The sequence below is a fragment of the Micromonospora noduli genome (assembly GCF_003264475.1).
Lineage (GTDB): Bacteria > Actinomycetota > Actinomycetes > Mycobacteriales > Micromonosporaceae > Micromonospora > Micromonospora noduli.
Genome location: NZ_PYAC01000001.1, coordinates 305,348 through 326,982, shown reverse-complemented (window position 1 = coordinate 326,982; position 21,635 = coordinate 305,348). Strand labels below are relative to the sequence as shown.

Here is a 21,635-nt window from a genome sequence, read left to right as displayed (position 1 = left end):
ATCAAGCGTACGGCGGGCCGGCGTGCCAATGCCCCAGGCCGTCGGCCGTCCTACGCTGCGGACGGGCTGGCGGCGCGGGTTGCCCGGGTGCCGATCTGCCGCAGGTGCGCGATCAACTCCGGAGGCTCGTGCACCTTGATGTCGCAACCGAGGGTCAGCAGGCGCCACGCCAGCCACTCCAGAGTGTCGGCGTTGCTGCGCAACCGGCAGGAGGTCGCGTCGATCGGCTCTAGATCGACGCCGGCACCACCGAGCGGGCCTGCCATCCGCTCGATCGGCGCGTGCAGCGTCACCACCGCCCGGTAGACGGGCGTCAGCTCAAGCAGCTTCTCCGTCATGAACGAGGCGGCGTCGGGCGCCGGCAGTTGCCGGGCGGCGACCCGGGTCCCTGTGGGCCGCAGGTCGGTGATCCGGTCGACCCGGAAGATCCGCCAGTCGTCGCGGTCGTTGTCGTAGCCCACCAGATACCAACGCCGGCCTGCCGACACCAGCTTGTACGGCTCGACGAGCCGTTTGGTGTCCACGCCGTCGCGACGGCGGTAGGTGAACCGCAGCTGCTCACGATTGTTGACGGCGGCGGCCAGCGCGCTCAGGTGCTCCGGGTCGACCGTCGGTCGGTCCCAGGTGAGCAGCGGTTCGGTGGCCGCACCCAGCGCGCTGACGCGGTGCCGCAGCCGGGACGGCAGCACCTGTTCGAGCTTCGCCAGCGCCCGTACCGAGGCCTCCTCGATGCCGGCCACCGCGTGACCGGCGGCGGTGCGCAGACCGACAGCGATCGCCACCGCCTCGTCGTCGTCGAGCAGCAGCGGCGGCATCGCCTTGCCGGCGACCAGGCGGTATCCACCGATCGCGCCCATCGTCGCCTGCACCGGGTAACCGAGGTCGCGCAATCGCTCCACGTCGCGGCGGATGGTGCGCAGGCTGACGCCGAGCCGGGTGGCCAACTCGCTGCCGGGCCACTCACGGGGCGTCTGCAACAGCGACAGCAGGCCCAGCAGTCGGGCGGGGGTGTCGGACATGGTCCCAGAATGCCAGCGATGTGTGCCAGAAACTGTCCTATATGGGCCGTAGCGTTCCCGGCATGACGCCATTTCGCATCGACATCCCACAGGCGGACCTCGACGACCTGCGTGACCGGCTCTCCCGAACCCGGTGGCCCCGCTCGTTGCCCGGCACCGGCTGGAGCCGCGGGGTGCCGGTGACGTACCTGCGCGAGCTGACCGAGTACTGGGCGAATGGTTACGACTGGCGGGCCCACGAGGCGCGCCTGAACGACTTCCCCCAACTCGTCACCGAGATCGACGGCTTGGATGTGCATGTGCTGCACGTCCGCTCGCCGGAGCCGGACGCGCTGCCGTTGTTGCTGACACACGGCTGGCCGAACTCAGTGGTCGAGTTCACCGAGCTGATTGGCCCGCTGTCCGACCCACGCGCTCATGGCGGGGATCCCGCGCAGGCGTTTCACGTGGTGGTGCCGTCGGTGCCCGGCTACGGTTTCTCGCAGGCGCCGCCGGCCGGGTTCACGATCGACCGGCTCGCCCGGATGTGGGTCGAGCTGATGGCCCGCCTCGGCTACCACCGTTACGGCACCCAGGGCGGCGACCTCGGTGCGTACATCGCGCCACGGGTGGCAGCGGTGGCGCCGGAGCAGGTGGTGGGCGTGCACATCGACGGCGGGTTCGGCTTCCCGACCGCCGCCGACGTGCCGGACATGAGCGCGGCGGAACGCGCCGAGTGGGAGCAGATGCAGCAGTGGATGAGCGGTGGCGTCGACCATCATGCGCTGCTGCGGGCAGCGCCGCAAACCTTGTCGTACGCCTGGAACGACTCGCCGGTCGGGCTGCTGGCCTGGATGATGCAGAAGTTCAAGGAGTTCACCATGACGGTGCCGACGCCGGAGCAGGCCATCGACCGGGACCACCTGCTCACCAACGTGAGCCTCTACTGGTTCACCGGCACGTCGGGAACGTCGTCGTGGCCCATGTACGAGCGACTCACCGTCGCCGACGATGGCGGTTTCGCCTGGCCCACGGGCCAGCGGCGGGTGCCGTCCGGTGTGTACGGCGGCGGCTCCGCGCTGATGCGCCGCCTCGCCGAGCGGGACAACACCATCGTCCACTGGCCGCAGGGCAACCCGGGCAGCCACTTCGTGGCGATGGACGAGCCGCTGGCGCACGCGGCGGACATCCGCGCGTTCTTCGAGGGCCTGCGATGACCGAGCTGAGCTGGGCGCAGGTGTCCGCCCGACGGCTTGCGCGACACCGGCTGCGCCCGCCGGCGGCGGACGCGGCACCGGATGCCGCACGCGTCGCCGACGTGGTGTCGACGATCTGCGGCGCGCACGCCCAGATCGCGTCGGCCGCCGAGCTGTCCATCGGGCTGCGGGTGCCGGGCACGACCCGCGCCCTGGTACGCCGGGCACTGTGGACCGACCGCACCCTGGTCAAGACCCGTGGGCCACGCGGAACCGTGCACCTGCTCGCCGCAGCGGACCTGCCGATGTGGGTCGGCGCGCTGACCGCGTTGCCGGCGCCGTCCCGGGAGCGGAGCGTCGTCCTGCTGACGCCCCGGCAGACCGAGCAGGTCCTCGCGGCCATCGCCGACGCGGTCGCCGAGGCCGACCTGACCACCGCCGAGCTGACCGAGGAGATCGTCGCCCGTACCGGCCCGTGGGCGGGTGACCTGGTGATGGAGGCGTTCCAGGACATGTGGCCCCGGTGGATCGCCGCGATGACCGCCGCCACCCGGGCCGGAGTGGTCTGCTTCGGCCCGAATCGCGGTCGGCTCAGCACGTACACCAGCCCGACCCGATGGCTGCCCGACTTCGCGCCGATGCCCGGTCCCGCCGCCCTGGCTGCCCTCGCCCGCAGCTACCTGTACGCGTACGGGCCGGCCACCCCGGCACAGTTCGCCAGGTGGCTGGCGGTGGCGCCGGGGTGGGCGACGTTGCTGTTCGACTCGCTGGACCTGGCCGAGGTGACGGTGGAGGGCACCCGGGCCTGGGTGGCCGCCGACGACACGGAATTCCCCGACGACCGGCCGTCCGGGTTGCGGCTGCTGCCGTACTTCGACGCGTACGCGGTCGGCTGCCACCCCCGCGAACGGCTCTTCCCCGATGCCGCCGCCGAGCGGGCGCTCGCCGGTGGCCAGGCCGGCAACTATCCGGTGCTGCTGGTCGACGGGGTGGTCGCTGGCGTGTGGCATCAACGCCGTTCCGGCCGCTCGATCCGGGTCACCGTCGAGCCGCTGCGGACGCTCGGTGCCGCCCAGCAGCGGGCGTTGGGGGAGGAGGTCGAGCGGGTCGGCGAGATCCTGGAGGGCAAGGCGTCGCTGACCATCGGCACTGTCAGTGTCGGTCCGCACGCCTGAGGCCACGCGGGCCCACCGCCTGGGCGACGATGGGAGCGTGCATCCCGAACCGGTCGACCACGCACCCCGGCAGGCGTTCCCCTGGGCGCTCCTGCGCCAGCGCTGGGAGGACCTCGCCTTCCTGCACTGGGCCGTCGCTCCGGAGGTGGTCGCGCCGTTGCTGCCCGCCGGCACTCGTCCGGACACGCTGCAGGGGGTCAGCTACGTGGGCCTGATCGGTTTCCGGATGGTCGGGCTGGGATTCGGCCGCGGCCCGGGGGTGCCGTACTTCGGCACCTTCTGGGAGACCAACGTCCGGCTCTACTCCGTCGACGACGCCGGCCGGCGAGCGGTCGTGTTCCGGTCGCTCGACGCGTCCCGCCTGCTGCCGGTGCTGGTGGCGCGGGCGACGCTGCGCCTGCCGTACCTCTGGTCGTCGATGCGATTGGATCGCGACGGTGACCGTCGCACCTACCGCTGCCTACGGCGCTGGCCGGGGCCGGCGGGCGCGACGAGCCGGATGGTGGTGCGGGTGGGGGAGCGGATCGTCGAGCCGTCCCCGCTCGAACACTTCGTCACCGCCCGCTGGGGGCTGCACACCCGGGCGTACGGGCGCACGCTGCACCTGCCGAACTGGCATCCGAGTTGGCCGCTGCACCGGGCCGAGGTGCTGCACCTGGATGACGAGTTGGTCGCCGCCGCCGGGCTGCCGGCACCGGTCGGGCCACCGGTGAGCGTGCTCTACTCGCCAGGTGTCGCGGTCAGGTTCGGCCCGCCGGTGGCGGCCCGGCCACACGGTGCCGGGCCGCCGGAGCCTCAGTAGCGGCCACCCTCGGGCGCGGGCAGCGCGTCCAGGTCGGCCAGGTCCTCGGCGCTGAGCCGCACATCGGCGGCCGAGCAGTTGTCCACCAGGTACTTCGGGGTCTTGGTACCGGGGATCGGGATGACCTGGTCACCCTGGGCGACGACCCACGCGAGGGCGACCTGTGCGGGGCTGAAGCCGGCCCGTTCGGCGATCTCCCGGACCCGGGCGACGATGGCGAGGTTGGCGCGCAGCGCGTCCTGCTGGAAGCGCGGCAGGCCACGCCGGAAGTCGTCGGCGGGCAGGTCGTCGAACGAGGTGAACCGGCCGGCGAGGAAACCGCGACCCAGCGGGGAGAACGGCAGGAAGGCGATGCCCTGCTCGGCGCAGTACGGCAACACCTCGGCCAACGGGTCGCGCGTCCACAGTGACAACTCGGACTGCACCGACGCCACCGGGTGCACCGCCTGGGCCCGCGCGATCTGCGCGACCGTCACCTCGGACAACCCGAGCTGCCGGGCCTTGCCCGCCGCCACGACCTCGGCCATCGCGCCCCAGGACTCCTCGATGGGCACCTCCGGGTCGACCCGGTGCAGCTGGTAGAGGTCGACGTGGTCGGTGCCGAGCCGGCGCAGGCTCTCGTCGATCGCCGTACGAATGTGCTCCGGGCGGCCGTTGTTGCCGATCTTCGGTGAGTTGCCGGGACCACCGGTGGGGGAGGTGGCCACCAGGCCGACCTTCGTGGCCAGTACGGCCCGCTCCCGGTGCCCGCCGGCCAGCGCCCGCCCGACCAGCTCCTCGTTGGTGTACGGCCCGTACACGTCCGACGTGTCGATCAGCGTCGCGCCCAGGTCCAGTGCCTGTCGGATAACGGAGATCGACGTGTCGTCGTCGCGGGGGCCGGTGATGTCGTAGCCGTGGCTCATGCCCATGCAGCCGAGGCCGATGACGCCGACCTCGGGTCCGGTGCTGCCCAGCGTGGTGGTTCGCATGCGCCCACGCTACGACCGGACCGACCGACCCGCACCCGCCGTGGCGGGCACAGCAGCCCAGCGGGTACGTGACGACTCTCACCGGAAGTGGACTCGGGAGTCCGGTACGGTGGGTGCTAAGCGGACCTGCGAGTCCGGATGTGCTCGACAGTGACTTACGAGGAGCCCCATGAACCCGGTACGGATCAGCGATGCCCTGCGCGCGGTGGTCTTCGAGCCGACGCGCGACCTGACCGACGCGCTCGATGAGTTCTACGCCCCCGACTACACCCACCGCAGCGACGGCGAGACCCTCGACCGGGCCGCGTTCGTCGAGATGGTGACCCGGGTGCGTGGTCAGATCGTCGGTGGCACCGTGCGAGTCCTCGACGAGCTGCGCGATGGCCTCCACTACGCCGAACGACACGTCTTTGAGATCACCATGGCCGACGGGTCGACCGCCAAGCGGGAGATCGCCATCTTCGGGTCGTACGCCGAGGACGGTCGCTTCCGCCACCTCAGCGAGACGGGCTTCGACCTGCCCGCCTGACCTCACCTCGACGACCAGAAACAGGAGAGAGCCATGCCCCGCCTTACCGACCCCGACCCGAACGCGATTCCCACCGACGTCCGCGACTTCCTGTCCGCCCTGCCGCCCGACCCGATGGTCAAGATGCTGACCCACTCGGTCGGCACTGTGAACCTCTTCATCCAGCTCGCGAGGGCGCAGTTCACCTCGTTGGAGCTGCCCGCCCGCTCGCGGGAACTGGTCATCCTCACCGTGGCGGAGTACACCGGGTGCGAGTTCGTGGCGGCCCAGCACGCTCCGATGTCCGCGGCGGCCGGCGTCGACGAGCGCACCCGCGAGATCATCAGCAGCCGGGACATCGACAACCCGTACCTCTCCGCGTACGACCGCACGCTCATCCGGTTCGCCGCCGAGGTGGTGCGGTCACCGCGCGTTCCCGACGACCTCTTCGACCAGGTGCGGCACATCCTCAGTGAGCGCGAGATCGTCGAGGCGCTCCACGTGATCGGCTACTACTGGTCGTTCGGCCGGGTGGCCACGGTGCTCGACGTCGAACTCACCACCGTGTACGGCGACGAGCCGCTGCTGACCGACGAGACCGAGCGGGCAGACTGAGGCCATGGCCCCACCGACGCCGAGCGACAGGGATGCTCCCCATCGCCGTCTGGACGCCCGTCGCAACCAGGAGCGGGTCATCGCCGCCGCCCGGGAGCTCTTCAGCGAGCAGGGTCTGCAGGTGACGGTGCCGCAGGTGGCGGAGCGGGCCGGGGTGGGCCGCGCGACGGTGTACCGCAGCTACCCCAGCAAGGAAGACCTGATCGTCGCGGTCGTCCAGCGGCAGTTCCAGGAGCTGGAGCAGCGCACCCGCGCGGCGCTCGACGGCGCGGACGCGTACCGGGAGTGGTGTTCCTACGTGCCCGACCTGTTCGGACGCCTCGCCCGCGACCGGGTCCTCGCCGACGCGTTCTTCGAGGGCAGGCTGGTGCCCGCCGCGCGCATCCTGGGCCTGATCGGGCAGCTGGTCGCGGCGGCCCGAGCGTCCGGCAAGATCCGCCCGGACGCCGGGGAGCTGGACATCCGGGTGATCCTTTGCGGGGCGGTCCGGCAGCTCATCGTGCTCGACGAGCGCGACCCGGCGGTGTGGCGCCGGTACGCCGACCTCGTGCTCAACGCGCTGCGCTCCTGACGGCCACGGCTGACACTGGGAGAAAGTTCGGCGGACGTGTCGAGGACGGTCGGCCGGCTTCGACCATTGGTTGAGGGCCGGAGACAGCCGGCCTCGCCGACGAGCCGACACGGCACGGACCGAGGAGTGGATCGATGACGAAGGTGACGACCGGGGCGACGATGTCGTTGGACGGCTACATCGCGGACGCGTCCCACGGCGGCTTCGAGTACCTCTTCCAGTGGTACGAGAACGGTGACGTCGAGACGCCGACGGCCGACCCCGAGCTGACCTTTCGCACGTCCGCCACGAGCGCCCGGCATCTGCGGGCTCTCACCGAGCGGACCGGCGCGCTCGTCGTCGGCCGGAGGCTCTTCGACATCACTGGCGGGTGGGGTGGCCGGCATCCGTTGGACGTGCCCGTCGTGGTGGTCACGCACAGCGTGCCGGAGGGCTGGGCACCCGAGAACGACTCCTTCGTCTTCGTCACCGACGGCATCGAGAGCGCCATCGCCCGGGCGAAGGCGATCGCCGGCGACAAGGAGGTCGGTGTCAACGGCGGCACCATCGCCGCCCAGGTCATCGAGGCCGGCCTGCTCGACGAGGTGCACGTCGACCTCGTCCCCGTCCTGCTCGGCGCCGGCATCCCGCTCTTCGCCGACCTGAAGATCGCGCCACTTCAGCTGGACGGCCCGTTCAGCGTCGTCGAGGGCGACGGCGTCACACACCTGGCCTACCGGGTACGCCCAGCGGCCTGAGCGCCTTGCCCCCATAGGCATTGATCGATATTGTGCGCGCAGGCGCCGCCCCGCCTCAGACCACCACCGTCGATCCGAAGCGGGTTCCGCATGCGCACACTGAGACTTGTCACGACCCTGGCCGTCGCCGGCCTGCTCGCCGGTGGGGTGGCAGTGGTCGCCGCCACACCGGCCAGCGCGGCCACCGCCGTGTTCTCCGTGACGAACAACTGGGGCAACGGCTACCAGGGGCAGGTGACCGTCACCAACGACACCTCCGCACCGATCACCAGCTGGCGGGTCGAGTTCGACCTGCCGTCCTCCTCGACCGTCAGCCAGTCGTGGAACGCGCAACAGACGACCTCGGGCAGCCACTACACCTTCGCCAACGTGTCCTGGAACGGCACCCTCGCCGCCGGTGCCTCCACCTCGTTCGGCTTCCTCGTCAACGGCACCGGCACCCCGGTCAACTGCACAGTGAACGGCGCTTCCTGTGCCGGCGGTCCGCCCCCGACCACGCCGCCACCCACCACCCCGCCGCCGACGACCCCGCCGCCGACCACCGGCACGCCGGTCGAGCGGCACGGGCAACTGCGGGTCTGCGGCACCACGATGTGCGACAAGTCCGGCGCGCGGGTGCAGCTGCGCGGCATCAGCAGCATGTGGCTCAACTGGGAGACGGCCCCGTACGCCGAGAACCTCTCCGCGTTGACCTGGATGCGCGACAACTGGAACCTCCAGGTGATCCGCGCGGCCATGGGCGTGGAGCCGGCGGGGGCGTACCTCAGTGACCCGGCCAAGGCGCGCGCGCAGGTGGAGACCATCATCAACAACGCGGTCACCGCCGGGGTCTACGTGATCGTCGACTGGCACGCGCACGAGGCGCAGAACAACCAGTCCCAGGCGGTGGCGTTCTTCGGCGACCTGGCCCGCCGGTACGGTCACCTGCCCAACGTCATCTGGGAGCCCTACAACGAGCCGCTCCAGGTCAGCTGGACCAACGTCATCAAGCCGTACCACCAGGCGGTGGTGTCCGCGATCCGCGCCGCCGACCCGGACAACATCATCGTGCTCGGCACCCCGACCTGGTCACAGGACGTGGACGTCGCGGCGGCCAGCCCGGTCACCGGCACCAACCTGATGTACACCCTGCACTTCTACTCCTGTACCCACGGGGCGTCGCTGCGCGCCAAGGGCGACGCGGCGATCCGCGCGGGTCTGGCGCTGTTCGTCACGGAGTGGGGCGCCAGCAACGCCGATGGCGGCCTCGACGGCCGGGCCTGCCTGCCGGAGGCGCAGTCCTGGATCGACTGGATGAAGGCGAACGGCATCTCCTGGACGGCCTGGAAGCTCGACGTCGGCACCGACACCACCAACCTGCTCAGCCCGGGGGCGCCGGTGACCGGTGGGTGGACCAACTACCTGCACGGCCACGCGCCGTTCGTGGTGGCGAACATGAGGTGATCCCGGCCGCTCCTTGACCGCGATTGATCGAATCGAGACTGCTGATGTCGGGGTGTCCAGGCCGGCGGGACACCCCGACATCGCCGACCGCCACCACGACCGCGCCACGGCCACCGTCGCGGGAGTCACTGTGTGAAAGCCCGGCGGTACGCGGTAGGGGTGGTGGCGAAGGCCCGCTGGAAATGCGCACGGAGATTGGTCGCCGTACCCAGGCCGGTGCGCCGTGCGACTTCGTCGACTGTTGTCCCGCCGTTCTCGAGCAGGGTGCAGGCGGCGCGCAGCCGTTGCTGGATCAACCACGCTCGTGGGCTCATCCGGAACCGGCTCTGGAAAGTGCGGTGCAGCGTACGGCTGGACATCACACCCTGCCGGGCAAGGTCCGCGACAGTGATCGGGCGGTGCAGGTTGCTGCCCGCCCAGGTGATGACCCCGGCCAACTCGTCGTCCTCATCCGGAACGCCGACCGGGATGAACTGGGCCTGACCGCCGGCGCGGTGCAGCGGTGTGACCATGTGGCGGGCCCGTTGGATGGCGGCAGCCTGCCCGTGGTCGCGGCCGACGAGGTAGAGGCACATGTCCAGACCGGCGGCGAGTCCGGCGCTGGTGATCACCTCGCCTTCGTCGACGTACAGCGCATTCGCGTCCACGAGCACCAGTGGGTGCTCGTCGGCGAGCGCGTCGGCGTGCGCCCAGTGGGTCGTCGCGCGGCGACCGTCGAGCAGGCCGGCCTGGGCCAGCGCGAAGGCGCCGGTGCAGATCGACGCGATGCGGGCGCCACGACTGTGTGCCTGCCGCAGCGCATCGAGAGCACGCGGCGGCGCCGGGCCACGGCGGAATCCGGGCACGATCACCGTGTCGGCATCGTCGAGCGCGTCAAGCGTCGCGGCGACGCTCAGCTCCAGACCGTCCGTGGTGGTGGTGACCGAACCACCGTCCAGTGTGCACACCGTCATCGCGTACCGGCCGTGACCCTCGTGGCCGAACACCTGCGTCGCGATGGTCAGATCGAAGGCGACGACAGTGGGTAGGGCGAGGACGGCGACCCGATGCGTGGCGGGTTTCTTACGCATGGTGGCAAGGATGCCACTCGCCGCCTCCCGGTCGGCAGGAGATCCTGGGCCGTATGCGGATCGAGATCGTGGTGTTCGACGGCTTCGACGAACTGGACGTCTTCGGGCCATTCGAAGTCTTGTCGATGGCCGACTTCGACGTGGCGCTGGTCGCCGTCGAACGGCCGGGGCTGGTCACCAGCATGCGTGGTGTCCAACTTCAGGTTCCCGAGGTGCTGCATCAGGCCGACGGCGTGGTCGTCCCGGGTGGCGGATGGCTGAACCGGGCCGCCGAGGGTTCCTGGGCGCAGGCGCAGCGTGGTGTGCTGCCGGCGAAGCTGGCCGCACTGGCGCCATCGGCGCGATGGATGGCGTCGGTGTGCACTGGTGCGCTGGTGCTCGCCGCCGCCGGCCTGCTGACGGGTCGGCGGGCGACCACCAACCGCAACGCGTACGACGAGTTGCGCGCCCTCGACGTCACAGTCCTCGACGAGCGGGTGGTCGACGACGGTGACCGGGTCACCGCTGGCGCGCTCTCAGCGGGGCTCGATCTGGGGCTGTGGCTCACGGAACGGGAACTCGGCGCCGCCACCGCCGACCGGGTCGCCACGACCATCGAATACCGGGCTGCGCAGCGCTGAGCAGCGCGGACAGAACGGGCGCGTCACCTTAACGCGCCGGAAACACCACCGGTACCAACCCTGGGAACGCTCGTCGGACAGCCAGACCACCGACACGCGAACCGGGGTGACCATGGCCGACAACACCACGAACGCGCCGACGTACGACGGGCCGGTGGGCCGGTCCGGCAACGGCCGGATGCTGCCCACCCCCCGTACGAATCCGGTCCTGTCGCTGGACGACGGCGACCCGGCGGACCTGGCCACGATCGGGGTGGAGGAGGAGTTCCACGTCGTCGACCTGCACACCCGGGAGTTGGTGCCCCGCGCCGGGGAATTGCTCGACCGGTTGCCGGCGGCCTCGTTCACCGCCGAGCTGCACCGCAGTGTGGTGGAGACCAACACCGCGGTCTGCCGCACCCTGGACGAGATCCGCGCCGAGCTGACCCGGCTGCGTCAGGCGGCCGTCCAGGTCGCCGACCGGGCCGGTCTGGGCATCGTGGCGGCCGGTACGGTGCCGCTGCGCGCCGACGGCGACCCGAGTGTCACCCCCACCTCCCGCTACCGGCGGATGCTCGACGAGTATCAGATGCTCGCCCGGGAGCAGTTGATCTGCGGCGCGCAGGTGCACGTCGGCGTCTCCGACCGGGACCTGGCGGTGGCGGTCACCCGCCGGGTCCAGCCGTGGCTGCCGGTGCTGCTCGCCCTCTCCACCAGCTCGCCGTACTGGATGGGCCAGGACAGCGGCTACGCCAGCGTCCGGTCCCTGGTCTGGCAACGCTGGCCCACCGCCGGTGACCCGGGGGAGGTGACCAGCGCCGCGGACCACGAGGCGCTGGTCGCCGAGCTGATCTCCTCCGAGACCATCACCGACCCCGCCATGATCTATTTCGACGTCCGGCCGTCGGCGCACGTGCCCACAGTGGAGCTGCGGATCACCGACGCCAACGCCGACGTGGAGACCATCGTCCTGCTCACCGGCCTGTTCCGGGCGCTCGTCCGACGGGAGGTCGCCGCCCTGCGCGCCGGGGTGGAGCGCACTGCCGTACGACCACCGGTGCTGCGCGCCGCCGTGTGGCGGGCCGCCCGCTCCGGGTTGGAGGGTGACCTGCTCGACCTGCCCCGGTCGGCGCGACCGGTGCCGGCCGCCCAGGCGGTCCGTCGCCTGGTGACCGACCTGCGCCCGCAGTTGGAGGCGACCGGGGACTGGGAGCAGGTCAGCGAGCTGACCCGGTACGCGCTGGAACGTGGCAGCTCCGCCGCCCGGCAGCGGCGGGCGTACGAGCGACGGGGCCGGTTGGCCGACGTGGTCGACCTGCTGCTCGACGAGACCCGGGGCCGGGTCCGCGGGCCGCTGCCGGGTGCGCCGACACCGCCGGCGCTGCCCACGTACGCCGACGCCGGCGACGAGGTCTTCGGACCGGACGGACCGCAACCGGCGTACGCCCCGATGCTCGCGGCCCTGCGCCAACTCGGCGCCGGGGTCCTGCGTCAACGCGAACACGACCGGGACGAGGAGCAGCGGGCCCGGGGCGTGACGTTCAGCGTGGCCGGCGAGGCGAGCACCCGGCTCTTCCCGGTCGACCTGGTGCCCCGGGTGGTGCCCGCCGCCGACTGGCGGACCCTGCGTACCGGCCTGGTGCAGCGCGCCCGTGCCCTCGACGCGTTCCTGCGGGACGTCTACGCCGACCGGGCCGTGGTGGCCGACGGCGTGGTGCCGGCGTGGGTGGTGGAGTCCTCACCGGGGCTGCGCCCGACCGGGGCGCTGATGGGCCGACGGAGCACCCGCGCCCAGGTGTCCGGCACCGACCTCGTCCGGGACCCGGACGGCGGCTGGTACGTGCTGGAGGACAACCTGCGGGTGCCCTCCGGGATCGGCTACGCGGTGCAGAACCGGCGGCTGACCCGGGCGGTGCTGCCGGAGCTGCCGGTGCCGGAGGATCTGCTGCCCGCCGACGAGACGCCGGCGATGCTGTACCGGGCGCTGGTCGCCGCCGCGCCCGCCGCGGCCGACGACCCCGCCGTGGTGGTGCTCAGCAGCGGCCCCGGTGATCCGGCCTGGTTCGAGCATCGGCTGCTCGCCGACGAGATGGGTGTGCCGCTTACCGAGACCAGCGACCTGCTGGTGGAGGAGGGCCGGGTCCGCCTGGTCCGCGAGGGCTGCCGCCGCGAGGTCGACGTGATCTACCTGCGGATGGACGAGGAGGCGCTGCTGCACGCGCCCGGCGCGGACGGGGTGCCGCTGGGGTGGCCGCTGCTCGCCGCCGTGCACGCCGGGCGGCTCACGCTGGCCAACGCGCTGGGCAACGGTGTCGGTGACGACAAGGCGCTGTACGCGTACGTGCCCCGACTGATCGAGTACTACCTGGGTGAGAAGCCGCTGCTCGGGGACGTGCCGACGTACCTGTGTGGGCTGCCCGAGCAGCGGGCCGAGGTGCTGGGTCGGCTCGACGAGTTGGTGCTCAAGCCGGTCGACGGGTACGGCGGTGACCGTGTGGTGATCGGCCCCCGCGCCGAGGCGGAGGAGTTGGACGCCGTCCGGGAGCAGATCCTCGCGGCCCCGCACCGGTGGATCGCCCAGGAGATGATCGCGCTGACCACCCACCCGGTCTTCGACGGCACGGCGCTCGCTCCCCGCCACGTCGACCTGCGGGCGTTCGTGTTCCTCGGTGACACCGCCGAGGTCGCGCCGGTGGCGCTGACCCGGGTGGCGCCGGCGGGCAGCATGATCGTCAACTCGTCGCGCGGCGGCGGGTCGAAGGACACCTGGCTGCTCGGTGGAGCCGACGAACCGTCGGCGTAACCGACGCTTGACCCACCCGTCATCGGGACGCAACCCGGTCCGCCAAGCCTGGACCGGTCAGCGGCCCAGCGGATCCAGCCGATGAGAGGTGTGTGCCATGTGCGGTATCGGAGGCGAGTTCCGCCTCGACGGGGCGCCACCGGACCTGGCCGCCGTCGAGCGGATGCTCCCCGCCCTGGCCTCCCGGGGCCCGGACGGCGAGGGTCGGTGGCAGCAGGGGCCGGTGGTCCTGGTGCACCGCCGGCTGCGCATCATCGACCTGTCCGACGCGGGCGCCCAGCCGATGGTCGACACCGGGCTGGGTCTGGCCGTGGTCTTCAACGGCTGCATCTACAACTACCGGGAGTTGCGCGACGAGCTGACCGCCGCCGGTTACTCCTTCCGCTCCACCTCGGACACGGAGGTGATCCTCAAGGCGTACCACCGGTGGGGGACGGCCTGCGTCGAGCGGTTCTACGGGATGTTCGCGTTCGCCCTGGTCGAGCTGGCCACGCACACCCTGGTGCTGGCCCGGGACCGGCTCGGCATCAAACCGCTCTACCTGGCCGAGGGGCCGGGCCGGGTGCGTTTCGCCTCGACCCTGCCGGCGTTGCTCGCCGCCGGTGACGTGGACACCGACCTCGACCCGGTGGCGCTGCACCACTACATGAGTTTCCACTCGGTGGTGCCGCCGCCGCGCACGATCCTCGCCGGGGTCCGCAAGTTGCCGCCGGCCACAGTGCGGGTGATCACCGCGGATGGCCGGAGCACCGACACCACCTACTGGCGGCCGGGGTTCAACCGGGCCGCCGCCCCCGCTATGTCCGCCGACGAGTGGCAGGAACGGCTCATGGCGGCGTTGCGCACCGCCGTACGACGGCGGATGGTCGCCGACGTGCCGGTCGGCGTGCTGCTCTCCGGCGGTCTCGACTCCAGCCTGATCGTCGCCCTGCTGGCCGAGCAGGGCCAGACCGGCCTGGCCACCTTCAGCATCGGCTTCGAGGCGGCGGCGGGGGAGAGCGGCGACGAGTTCCACTACTCCGACCTGATCGCCCGCCACTTCGACACCGACCACCAGCAGATCCGCATCGGCGCGAAGCGGTTCGTGCCCGCCGTGCACCAGGCCATCGCGGCGATGAGCGAGCCGATGGTCAGCCACGACTGCGTCGCGTTCCACCTGCTCTCCGAGGAGGTCTCGCAGCGGATCACCGTGGTGCAGTCCGGGCAGGGCGCCGACGAGATCCTCGCCGGCTACGACTGGTACCCGCCGATGGCCAACGTGGCCCGCACTGACGCCGTCGAGGCGTACGCCCGGGTGTTCTTCGATCGTCGCCACGCCGCGCTCGGCGGGCACCTGGCGCCCGAGTGGATGCTCGACCACGACGCCAGCCTGGAGTTCGTCGCCGCGCACTTCGGCGCACCCGGCGCGGACACCGCGCTGGACGCGGCGCTACGCCTGGACAGCCTGGTGATGCTTGTCGACGACCCGGTCAAGCGGGTCGACAACATGACGATGGCCTGGGGGCTGGAGGCCCGCGTGCCGTTCCTCGACCACGAGGTCGTCGAGCTGGCCGCCGCCTGCCCACCGGCCATGAAGCTGGCGCAGGGCGGCAAGGGTGTGCTGAAGGCGGCGAGCCGGGGCATCGTCCCGGACGAGGTGATCGACCGGCCGAAGGGCTACTTCCCGGTGCCCGCCATCCGGCACCTCTCCGGCCCACTGCTCGACGACGTGCGGGACGCGCTGACCGCCCGACCGGCGCGCGAGCGGGGCCTGTTCCGCAAGGACTACCTGGAGGAGTTGCTGGACGCGCCGAACGCCCGGCGGACCACGCTGGGCTCCAACGCGCTCTGGCAGCTCGGGCTGCTGGAGCTCTGGTTGCAGCGGATCGGGGTTTAGATGAGCGTACGGATTGAGCCGCCCCGCACCACCCGGCGGCCCCGACCCGCGAGCCACCGGCCGGTGTCACCGCCGGTGCCCATCAGCGAGGACTTCGCCCCCGCGCCGTCCCCCGACGGCCGCCGGGTGGCGTTCCTCTCCGACCGGGCCGGCACGCCCGGCGTCTGGGTCTGCGAGGTCGACGCGGGTGCGCCCGTCGCGCTGCCCGTCGGTGACGAGCCGGTCCTGGCGCTGAGCTGGTCCCCGGACGGCCAGTGGTTGGCCTGTGTCGTCGCCCCCGGTGGCGCGCCCCGCACCGAGCTGTGGGTGCTGCGCCCGGACGGCACGCGACGCCAGCAGGTCGCCGGGTTCGGTCGCCGCAGCGCCGCGCTGGCCGGCTGGCTGCCGCACGGCGCGGTGCTGGCGGTCACCGAGACCGACGAGCACGGGCAGGCAGTGCTGGTCGATGCGGCTACCGGGCACCGGCGGGTGCTCGCCCAGGGCGACCTGCTCACCCTCCTGGACGTGACCCCGGACGCCGGCACCGCGCTGCTGCGCCGCGGCCCCCGTAACGCCCGCTGGCTGGAGGTGCTCGACGTGGCCACCGGCGTTCGACGCCGGCTCTTCCCGGACACCGGGCGGGGCAGCACCGACCAGGGTTGGTTCGGCCCGGACGGCACGAGCGTGCTGGCTCGCACCGACGCGTACTCCGAACTCGCCGCGTTGGTACGGGTCGACCTGACCCGACCGGAGCAGCCGCCGACCCGGCTCGCCGGACGACCGGACGCCGAGCTGGAACACGTCACGCCCAGCGCGGACGGGCAGCGCGGCGCGTTGCTGTGGAACACCTACGGCGGGCGCAGCGAGCTGAGCATGCTCGACTTCGCCAGCGGTGTGCAGCGGGCCGTCGCCGCCCCCGGCGAGGTGCTCGGCGACGCCGTCTTCGCCGCCGACGGAGACCTGCTCTGCCTCACCGCGCAGGGGCCGGTGCAACCACGGGAGGTCTGGCTGGTCGACCCGTCGACCGGGGCGCCGCGCCCGCTGCGGCCGGACACCGGCGTCCCGCGTACGGACGATGCCGGTGTCGCGCCGCAACTGGTCGACCTGCGGGCCCGTGACGGGCTGCCGCTCTCCGGCTGGCTCTACCGCCCGGCCGGGCCGGGTCCCTGGCCGACCGCGATCAGCCTGCACGGTGGCCCGGAGGCGCAGGAGCGTCCTGGCCACAACCCGCTGTTCCAGGCCCTGGTGGCGCAGGGCATCGCGGTCTTCGCGCCCAACGTGCGTGGGTCGTCCGGGTTCGGCCGTTCGTTCGTCGCCGCCGACAACCTCGCCGGCCGCTACGGTGCGATCGCCGACGTGGCGGCCTGCGCCGACTTCCTCGTCGACGCCGGCGTCGCCCGACCCGGCCAGCTCGGCGTTCTGGGCCGCTCCTACGGCGGTTACCTGGTCCTCGCGGTGCTGGTGAACTTCCCCGGTCTGTTCGCCGCCGGGGTCGCCGAGTGCGGCATCTCCGACTTCCGGACCTTCTTCGCCGGCACCGAGCCGTGGATCGCCGCCGCCGCCGTCAGCAAGTACGGCGACCCGCACCGGGACGCCGAGCTGCTGCGTGACCTCTCCCCGCTGACCCACATCGACCGGCTGGACGTGCCGGTGCTGCTGATCCACGGCGCCAACGACACCAACGTGCCGGCGGGCGAGTCGGCGCAGGTCGCCCAGGCCCTCGCCGACCGCGGTGTGCCGCACGGGCACCTGGTGCTCGCCGGGGAGGGGCACGACTTCCTGGCGCGGACAAACGTCGAGGCGGCCCGTACGGCCACCACCGGCTGGCTGACCCGGCACCTCGCCGCGAGGACGACCGTCGTCGGCTGAGGCGTTATCCTGCGCCGGTGGAGGTCGCGGCGCAGGACGAGCGGTTGGCCGCGGACCTCGGTCGCTGGCTGGCCGAGGTGACCTTCGTCGACCTGGACACCGACGAGGTCACCGCGCGGGTGATCGACTCGGTGGTGCGGTGGGCCGAAGCCCAGGGCTGGCGGGTCTACCGGCGCGCGCCCAGCGTGCTGCCGTTGCCACCGCCGCTGGAGCAGCGGCACTCGGTGCTCGACGTGGCGTGTGCCCGTCCGGACGGCCCGCCCGTCGTGGTGGAGGTCGACCACACCGACCGGGCCCGTACGGTGCAGAAGCTGCGCGCGGAGGCGGACGCCGGCCGGATCCCGATCTGGGTGCGGTGGGGCGTCGGGCGTTTCACCGCACCGCCACCGCCGGTGCGGATGGTGACCGTCGAGGTGACCCGGCGGGCCGGTCCGGCCGGGCGCGGACGGCTGCACAGCCGCGGCGGTGACCGCCCCGCCCCGGCCCACTCGACCGGCGGCGGCACTGTGACCCCGCAGGCGCTGCCGATCCCGTTGACCGACCCGGCGCAGAGCCCGGTCGACGACGCGGGTAAGAGCACCTGAAGCGAATCGTAAGCGGGCTCCGGCAGAGTTCTGGGTGTCACCGGAGAGCAGAACAAACACCCAGGAGATCCCGATGCGCAAGCTCGTCAACTCGACCTACATCACCCTCGACGGCGTCATCGACAACCCGATGTGGACCATGCCGTACTTCGACGAGGAGGCCGCCAGCTTGGCCGGTGCGCAGACCGAGGCGGCCGACGCGATGCTGATGGGCCGGGCCACCTACGACGGCTTTTCGTCCGCCTGGCCGAACATGGATGAGAGCGACCCGACCACGGGCGCCGCGTACTTCAACAACGTCAAGAAGTACGTCGCCTCGACCACCCTGACCAACCCCACCTGGAACAACACGGAGGTGCTCCAGGGCGATCTGGTCGAGGCGGTCACCGCGCTCAAGGCCCAGCCGGGCAAGAACATCATCCAGTACGGCTTCGGCTCGGTCACCGCCCAGCTGATCCGCGCGGGACTGGTGGACGAGGTCCGGTTCTGGATCCACCCGGTGCTGGAGGGCGGCCCCAGCCTCACCACGCCGCTGACCGACCTCAAGGCGTCGTTCGACCTGGTCGACACCCGGGTGCACAAGAGCGGCGTGATCGTCGCCTCGTACGCGCCGAAGGTGACCCCCTGAGCACCGGTCAGAGCTGGGCCCGGGCCTCGCCCGGGCTCAGCTTCGCGCCCTCGGCGAGCAGCGCCTCGAAGCGTTCCGGCCCGAGTTCGGCCCGCAGTCGCGCTGTCGTCCGGTCGGTGTCGTCGCGTTCGGCCGGCGCGGCGGGCGACTGCGTGGCGAGCCGGGCGGCGGCCGCGGCGCCCAGCAGCCGGGCGGCGACCTCGGGGGAGCGCACCGCCGCCGCCATTCCCTCCAGTGGGTTGATCGCGTCCCGCATCGTCGCCATCGCCTCGGCGACCTCGAACGCCTCGACGTGCAGGGCCAACGCGGCGTCCGGGTCGCCGCCCTGTTCGACCGCGTAGCCCAGCTCCACCAGCACCATCGGCAGGTAGAGCGCGGGTTGGTTCTCTCCCCGACCCAGGTCGACCAGGTGGCTGAGGTGGGTGACGGCCAGGTCGAGCTTGCCGTCGCGGCGGGCGGCCAGCCCGAGGCTCATTTCCGCGAAGATCAGCGCGCCGGGCGAGCCCTGCTCCACCGCCAGGTCATAGGCGCGTTCGGCCAGTTCCCGACCCTGGGCGTAGTCGCGGGTCTGCACGGCGAGCCAGGCCAGCCAGGACAGCTCGGCGCAGACCTGCGGCCACAGCGCCAACTCCTCGGCCCAGCGCAGCCCCTCCCGGTGCAGCGCGGCGGCGCGCTCGTGCTCGCCGCGCATGTCGGCCAGCCCACCCACCCACTCGGTCGCCCGGAGCCGACCCCACCGGTCGCCGAGGTCGGCGAAGAGCGCGGCGCTGCGGGTCGCGGTGCGCTCCAGGGTGGCCTGGTCGCCGTTGGCGTGGGCGATGTGGGCCAGGGAGGTGAGCACCGCGGCCTCGGTCCACGGGTCGGTGGCGGTGGTGGGGAGCAGCTCCGACACCAGGGCCAGGTCGCCGTGTTCGATCACCGCGTTGGCCGCGAACCACGCGGCGTGGCTGTCCGGGTCGGCGGCCACTGCGGCGCGCACGTCGTCCGGTGCGATCACCTCACCCTGTGACAGGGCGAAGCCGACCCGCCAGGGTGCCGCGCGGGCCTCCTGCTCCGGGTTGCCGGGCACCGCCAGCGCCCGCCGTGCCTCGGTGAGCCGGCCGCGCAGGAACCAGTACCAGCTCAGCGCGACCGCCAGGCGCAGCCCGCCACCGTGCGCCAGCGCCGAGCGCAGGTTCGCCAGTTCGGTGTCGAGCAGCGCCAGCCACCGCTGCTGGTCGGCCCCGCGCAGCCCGGGGTCGGCGCGTTCGGCCAGCTCGGTGTAGTAGCTGGCGTGCCGCCCGCGTACCTCGTCGGCGTCGGTGAGGCGTTCCAGGCAGAACGCGGCCACCGATTCGAGCAGCCGGTAGCGGGGGGCCGCGCCGGAGTCGTCGAGCACCACCAGCGACCGGTCCACCAGTCGGGCGAGGGCGTCCAGGTCGGTTCGGCAGACCTGTTCGGCGGCCTCCGGGGTGCAGCCGTCCGGGAACACCGCCAGTTGGGCGAGCACCACCCGGTCGGGTTCGTCCAGGAGGTCCCAGCTCCAGCCGATCACCGCGGTGAGTGTCCGCTGCCGGGGTGGCACGTCCCGCTGCGCGGTGGTGAGCAGCCGGAACCGGTCGTCGAGCCGGTCCACCACCCCGCGTACGCCCAGCGCGCGGACCCGGGTCGCGGCCAGCTCCAACGCCAGCGGCAGACCGTCGAGGCGGCGGCAGAGCTGGGCCACCGCCGTCGCGGTCTGCCGGTCGAGGCGGAAACCGCGTTGCTGCGCGGCGGCGCGGGCGACGAACAACCGGGCCGCCGCCGAGCGCCGGACCTCGTCCAGGTCACCGTCGTCGGGCACCGGCAGAGGGGGTACCTCCCAGAGCAGCTCACCGGTCAGCCCGAGTGGCTCTCTGCTGGTGGCCAGCACGCTCACCCCGGACACGTCGCGCAGCAGCCGGGCGACCAGCTCGGCGACCGGTTCGATGACGTGCTCGCAGTTGTCCAGCACGAGCAGCAACTGCCGGTGCCGCAGGGCCGTGACCACCCGGTCGGCGGGGGACTGGGTCGTTCCGGCGGCCTCGTGGGCGCCCAGAGCGCCGAGCACCTGTTCGGCGACGCGGGCGTCTCCGGCCGGAAGTGGGGCCAGCTCGACCAGTCGGACACCGTCCGGATAGGACGACGCGCGGGCTGTTTCGGTGGCCAGCCGGGTCTTGCCGACGCCGCCCGGCCCGATCAGCGTGACCAGCCGCTGGCGGGGCAGCAACGCCCGCAGCTCGGCCAGCGCCTCGTCCCGGCCGATCAACTCGTCGAGCGGGGCCGGCAGGTTGTTCCGGATGATCGCCGCCTTCGGCGGGGCGTTCAGGCCGGCATCCTGTTCGAGGATCCTGCGGTGCAGAGCGACCAACTCCGGGCCGGGGTCGAGGCCCAACTCCTCGGCGAGCCGGGCCCGCAGCTCGGCGTAGCTCTCCAACGCCTCGGACTGGCGGCCGGCCGCGTACAACGCGCGTAGCTGCACCGCCCGCAGGCCTTCGCGCAGCGGATGTCTGGCGACCAGCTCGGCCAGGTCCGCGGCCACCAGGTCATGCTCACCCCGGGCCAGCCGGGCCTGCGCCAACCGCTCCTGAACGACGAGGCGCTGCTCGGCGAGGCGGGCCGCCTCGGCCCGCACGAACTCGGCGTCGGCCACGTCGGCGTACGCCTCGCCGCGCCACAACGTGAGGGCCTCGGTCAACCGTTCGACGTCGGCGCAGCGGGCCAGCTCGTCGAAACGGTCGACGTCGACCGCGTCGACCCGCAGCAGGTAGCCGGGTGGCCGGGACTCGACCAGCTCACGGGCGCCGGGCTCGGCATCGTTGAGCGCCTTGCGCAGCTGCGACACCCGCACCTGGAGCGCGCCGGCCGGATTGGCGGGGGCGTCGTCACCCCACAGGTCGTCGATGAGGCGGTCCGCCGAGACCACCTGGTTGCGGTTGGCCAACAGGTCGGCCAGCAACGCCCGTACCTTGGTGCCGGGCACCACCACCGGCTCGCCGGCGTCCGTGGTCACGGCGAGCGGCCCGAGCACCCCGAACTGCACGGCGGTCATCCTAACCGCGCGCAGGCGACCCAGGCCGACCACGAGCGCGTCCACCGCGCACCGGCGCCGCGAGCGACCCACCCGTCAACATTCGCGGTGCGGCGCTCGTGGCGTGCGGCCGCATTAACGGGTAGAAACATCTCAACCCCTTCCGGCCCGGTCCAACCTCCG

At 72.3% G+C, this 21,635-nt stretch carries 18 protein-coding genes; 14 read left to right on the top strand and 4 right to left on the bottom strand.

The genetic code is table 11. The annotated features are described in order from the left end of the window. Window positions 1-50 precede the first annotated feature (50 nt). Entirely contained in the window at window positions 51-1,019 is a 969-nt protein-coding gene (locus tag MED15_RS01500; RefSeq protein WP_112725032.1) for a helix-turn-helix transcriptional regulator, read from the bottom strand. Window positions 1,020-1,081: 62 nt separating this feature from the next. On the opposite strand from MED15_RS01500, the gene MED15_RS01495 reads away from it, so the two are divergent. The 3 genes from MED15_RS01495 to MED15_RS01485 are packed head-to-tail and all read left to right on the top strand — an operon-like array spanning window position 1,082 to window position 4,171. Further along, entirely contained in the window at window positions 1,082-2,215 is a 1,134-nt protein-coding gene (locus tag MED15_RS01495; RefSeq protein WP_112731696.1) for an epoxide hydrolase family protein, read from the top strand. Then, entirely contained in the window at window positions 2,212-3,369 is a 1,158-nt protein-coding gene (locus MED15_RS01490) for a winged helix DNA-binding domain-containing protein (protein ID WP_112734622.1), read from the top strand. Before MED15_RS01495 ends, MED15_RS01490 begins: the two co-directional genes overlap by 4 nt. 37 nt (window positions 3,370-3,406) lie before the next feature. Next, window positions 3,407-4,171, top strand: coding sequence for a YqjF family protein (locus tag MED15_RS01485; protein WP_112734621.1), 765 nt, complete (start codon window positions 3,407-3,409; stop codon window positions 4,169-4,171). On the opposite strand, the gene MED15_RS01480 is transcribed toward MED15_RS01485, so the two are convergent. Then, window positions 4,165-5,142 (bottom strand): aldo/keto reductase, encoded by a 978-nt coding sequence (locus MED15_RS01480; protein WP_112605466.1) that lies wholly within the window; start codon window positions 5,140-5,142, stop codon window positions 4,165-4,167. The two genes, MED15_RS01485 and MED15_RS01480, sit on opposite strands and share 7 nt — an antisense overlap. A gap of 169 nt (window positions 5,143-5,311) precedes the next feature. Here MED15_RS01480 and MED15_RS01475 point away from each other — a divergent pair, with 169 nt between their 5' ends. The 5 genes from MED15_RS01475 to MED15_RS01455 all read left to right on the top strand — a co-directional run bounded on the left by MED15_RS01475 (window position 5,312) and on the right by MED15_RS01455 (window position 9,016). Continuing rightward, window positions 5,312-5,671: a nuclear transport factor 2 family protein gene (locus tag MED15_RS01475; protein ID WP_112698063.1), complete on the top strand. Its 360-nt coding sequence runs from the start codon at window positions 5,312-5,314 to the stop codon at window positions 5,669-5,671. Window positions 5,672-5,704: 33 nt separating this feature from the next. After that, window positions 5,705-6,265, top strand: a complete 561-nt coding sequence (locus tag MED15_RS01470; RefSeq protein ID WP_112731698.1) for a carboxymuconolactone decarboxylase family protein — start codon at window positions 5,705-5,707, stop codon at window positions 6,263-6,265. Between the two features lie 4 nt (window positions 6,266-6,269). After that, the gene (locus MED15_RS01465) at window positions 6,270-6,836 is read left to right on the top strand and encodes a TetR/AcrR family transcriptional regulator (RefSeq protein ID WP_112605460.1); all 567 of its coding nucleotides are present in this window, start codon (window positions 6,270-6,272) and stop codon (window positions 6,834-6,836) included. Window positions 6,837-6,970: 134 nt separating this feature from the next. Then, complete coding sequence (locus MED15_RS01460) at window positions 6,971-7,573, top strand: dihydrofolate reductase family protein (RefSeq protein WP_112725037.1); 603 nt, start codon at window positions 6,971-6,973, stop codon at window positions 7,571-7,573. 90 nt (window positions 7,574-7,663) lie between these two features. Further along, window positions 7,664-9,016, top strand: coding sequence for a cellulase family glycosylhydrolase (locus MED15_RS01455; RefSeq protein WP_112734620.1), 1,353 nt, complete (start codon window positions 7,664-7,666; stop codon window positions 9,014-9,016). Between the two features lie 125 nt (window positions 9,017-9,141). Here MED15_RS01455 and MED15_RS01450 read toward each other — a convergent pair whose 3' ends face one another. Then, window positions 9,142-10,086, bottom strand: a complete 945-nt coding sequence (locus MED15_RS01450) for a GlxA family transcriptional regulator (protein WP_112734619.1) — start codon at window positions 10,084-10,086, stop codon at window positions 9,142-9,144. Window positions 10,087-10,139: 53 nt separating this feature from the next. Between MED15_RS01450 and MED15_RS01445 the strand changes: the two genes are divergently transcribed. From MED15_RS01445 to MED15_RS01420, 6 genes are all read left to right on the top strand, one after another. After that, window positions 10,140-10,706 (top strand): DJ-1/PfpI family protein, encoded by a 567-nt coding sequence (locus MED15_RS01445; protein ID WP_112734618.1) that lies wholly within the window; start codon window positions 10,140-10,142, stop codon window positions 10,704-10,706. A gap of 112 nt (window positions 10,707-10,818) precedes the next feature. Next, window positions 10,819-13,488, top strand: a complete 2,670-nt coding sequence (locus tag MED15_RS01440; protein WP_208646441.1) for a carboxylate--amine ligase/circularly permuted type 2 ATP-grasp protein — start codon at window positions 10,819-10,821, stop codon at window positions 13,486-13,488. A 97-nt stretch (window positions 13,489-13,585) separates the two neighbouring features. After that, on the top strand, window positions 13,586-15,364 hold the full coding sequence (locus tag MED15_RS01435) for an N-acetylglutaminylglutamine amidotransferase (protein WP_112734617.1): 1,779 nt from the start codon (window positions 13,586-13,588) through the stop codon (window positions 15,362-15,364). Then, the gene (locus tag MED15_RS01430; protein ID WP_112734616.1) at window positions 15,365-17,212 is read left to right on the top strand and encodes a S9 family peptidase; all 1,848 of its coding nucleotides are present in this window, start codon (window positions 15,365-15,367) and stop codon (window positions 17,210-17,212) included. 17 nt (window positions 17,213-17,229) lie between these two features. Continuing rightward, the gene (locus MED15_RS01425) at window positions 17,230-17,796 is read left to right on the top strand and encodes a hypothetical protein (RefSeq protein ID WP_244220324.1); all 567 of its coding nucleotides are present in this window, start codon (window positions 17,230-17,232) and stop codon (window positions 17,794-17,796) included. Between the two features lie 73 nt (window positions 17,797-17,869). Further along, window positions 17,870-18,424, top strand: coding sequence for a dihydrofolate reductase family protein (locus MED15_RS01420; RefSeq protein ID WP_112734615.1), 555 nt, complete (start codon window positions 17,870-17,872; stop codon window positions 18,422-18,424). 7 nt (window positions 18,425-18,431) lie between these two features. On the opposite strand, the gene MED15_RS34460 is transcribed toward MED15_RS01420, so the two are convergent. Continuing rightward, a complete protein-coding gene (locus tag MED15_RS34460) occupies window positions 18,432-21,473 on the bottom strand; it encodes an AfsR/SARP family transcriptional regulator (protein ID WP_279636226.1) in 3,042 nt (1,013 codons plus the stop codon). Between the last annotated feature and the right edge of the window lie 162 nt (window positions 21,474-21,635).

Bases quoted from the DNA above. Each gene is read 5' to 3' on its own strand.
- MED15_RS01500 (WP_112725032.1), bottom strand. From the start codon at position 1,019: ATGTCCGACACCCCCGCCCGACTGCTGGGCCTGCTGTCGCTGTTGCAG.
- MED15_RS01495 (WP_112731696.1), top strand. From the start codon at position 1,082: ATGACGCCATTTCGCATCGACATCCCACAGGCGGACCTCGACGACCTG.
- MED15_RS01490 (WP_112734622.1), top strand. From the start codon at position 2,212: ATGACCGAGCTGAGCTGGGCGCAGGTGTCCGCCCGACGGCTTGCGCGA.
- MED15_RS01480 (WP_112605466.1), bottom strand. From the start codon at position 5,142: ATGCGAACCACCACGCTGGGCAGCACCGGACCCGAGGTCGGCGTCATC.
- MED15_RS01475 (WP_112698063.1), top strand. From the start codon at position 5,312: ATGAACCCGGTACGGATCAGCGATGCCCTGCGCGCGGTGGTCTTCGAG.
- MED15_RS01470 (WP_112731698.1), top strand. From the start codon at position 5,705: ATGCCCCGCCTTACCGACCCCGACCCGAACGCGATTCCCACCGACGTC.
- MED15_RS01465 (WP_112605460.1), top strand. From the start codon at position 6,270: ATGGCCCCACCGACGCCGAGCGACAGGGATGCTCCCCATCGCCGTCTG.
- MED15_RS01460 (WP_112725037.1), top strand. From the start codon at position 6,971: ATGACGAAGGTGACGACCGGGGCGACGATGTCGTTGGACGGCTACATC.
- MED15_RS01455 (WP_112734620.1), top strand. From the start codon at position 7,664: ATGCGCACACTGAGACTTGTCACGACCCTGGCCGTCGCCGGCCTGCTC.
- MED15_RS01450 (WP_112734619.1), bottom strand. From the start codon at position 10,086: ATGCGTAAGAAACCCGCCACGCATCGGGTCGCCGTCCTCGCCCTACCC.
- MED15_RS01445 (WP_112734618.1), top strand. From the start codon at position 10,140: ATGCGGATCGAGATCGTGGTGTTCGACGGCTTCGACGAACTGGACGTC.
- MED15_RS01440 (WP_208646441.1), top strand. From the start codon at position 10,819: ATGGCCGACAACACCACGAACGCGCCGACGTACGACGGGCCGGTGGGC.
- MED15_RS01435 (WP_112734617.1), top strand. From the start codon at position 13,586: ATGTGCGGTATCGGAGGCGAGTTCCGCCTCGACGGGGCGCCACCGGAC.
- MED15_RS01430 (WP_112734616.1), top strand. From the start codon at position 15,365: ATGAGCGTACGGATTGAGCCGCCCCGCACCACCCGGCGGCCCCGACCC.
- MED15_RS01420 (WP_112734615.1), top strand. From the start codon at position 17,870: ATGCGCAAGCTCGTCAACTCGACCTACATCACCCTCGACGGCGTCATC.
- MED15_RS34460 (WP_279636226.1), bottom strand. From the start codon at position 21,473: ATGACCGCCGTGCAGTTCGGGGTGCTCGGGCCGCTCGCCGTGACCACG.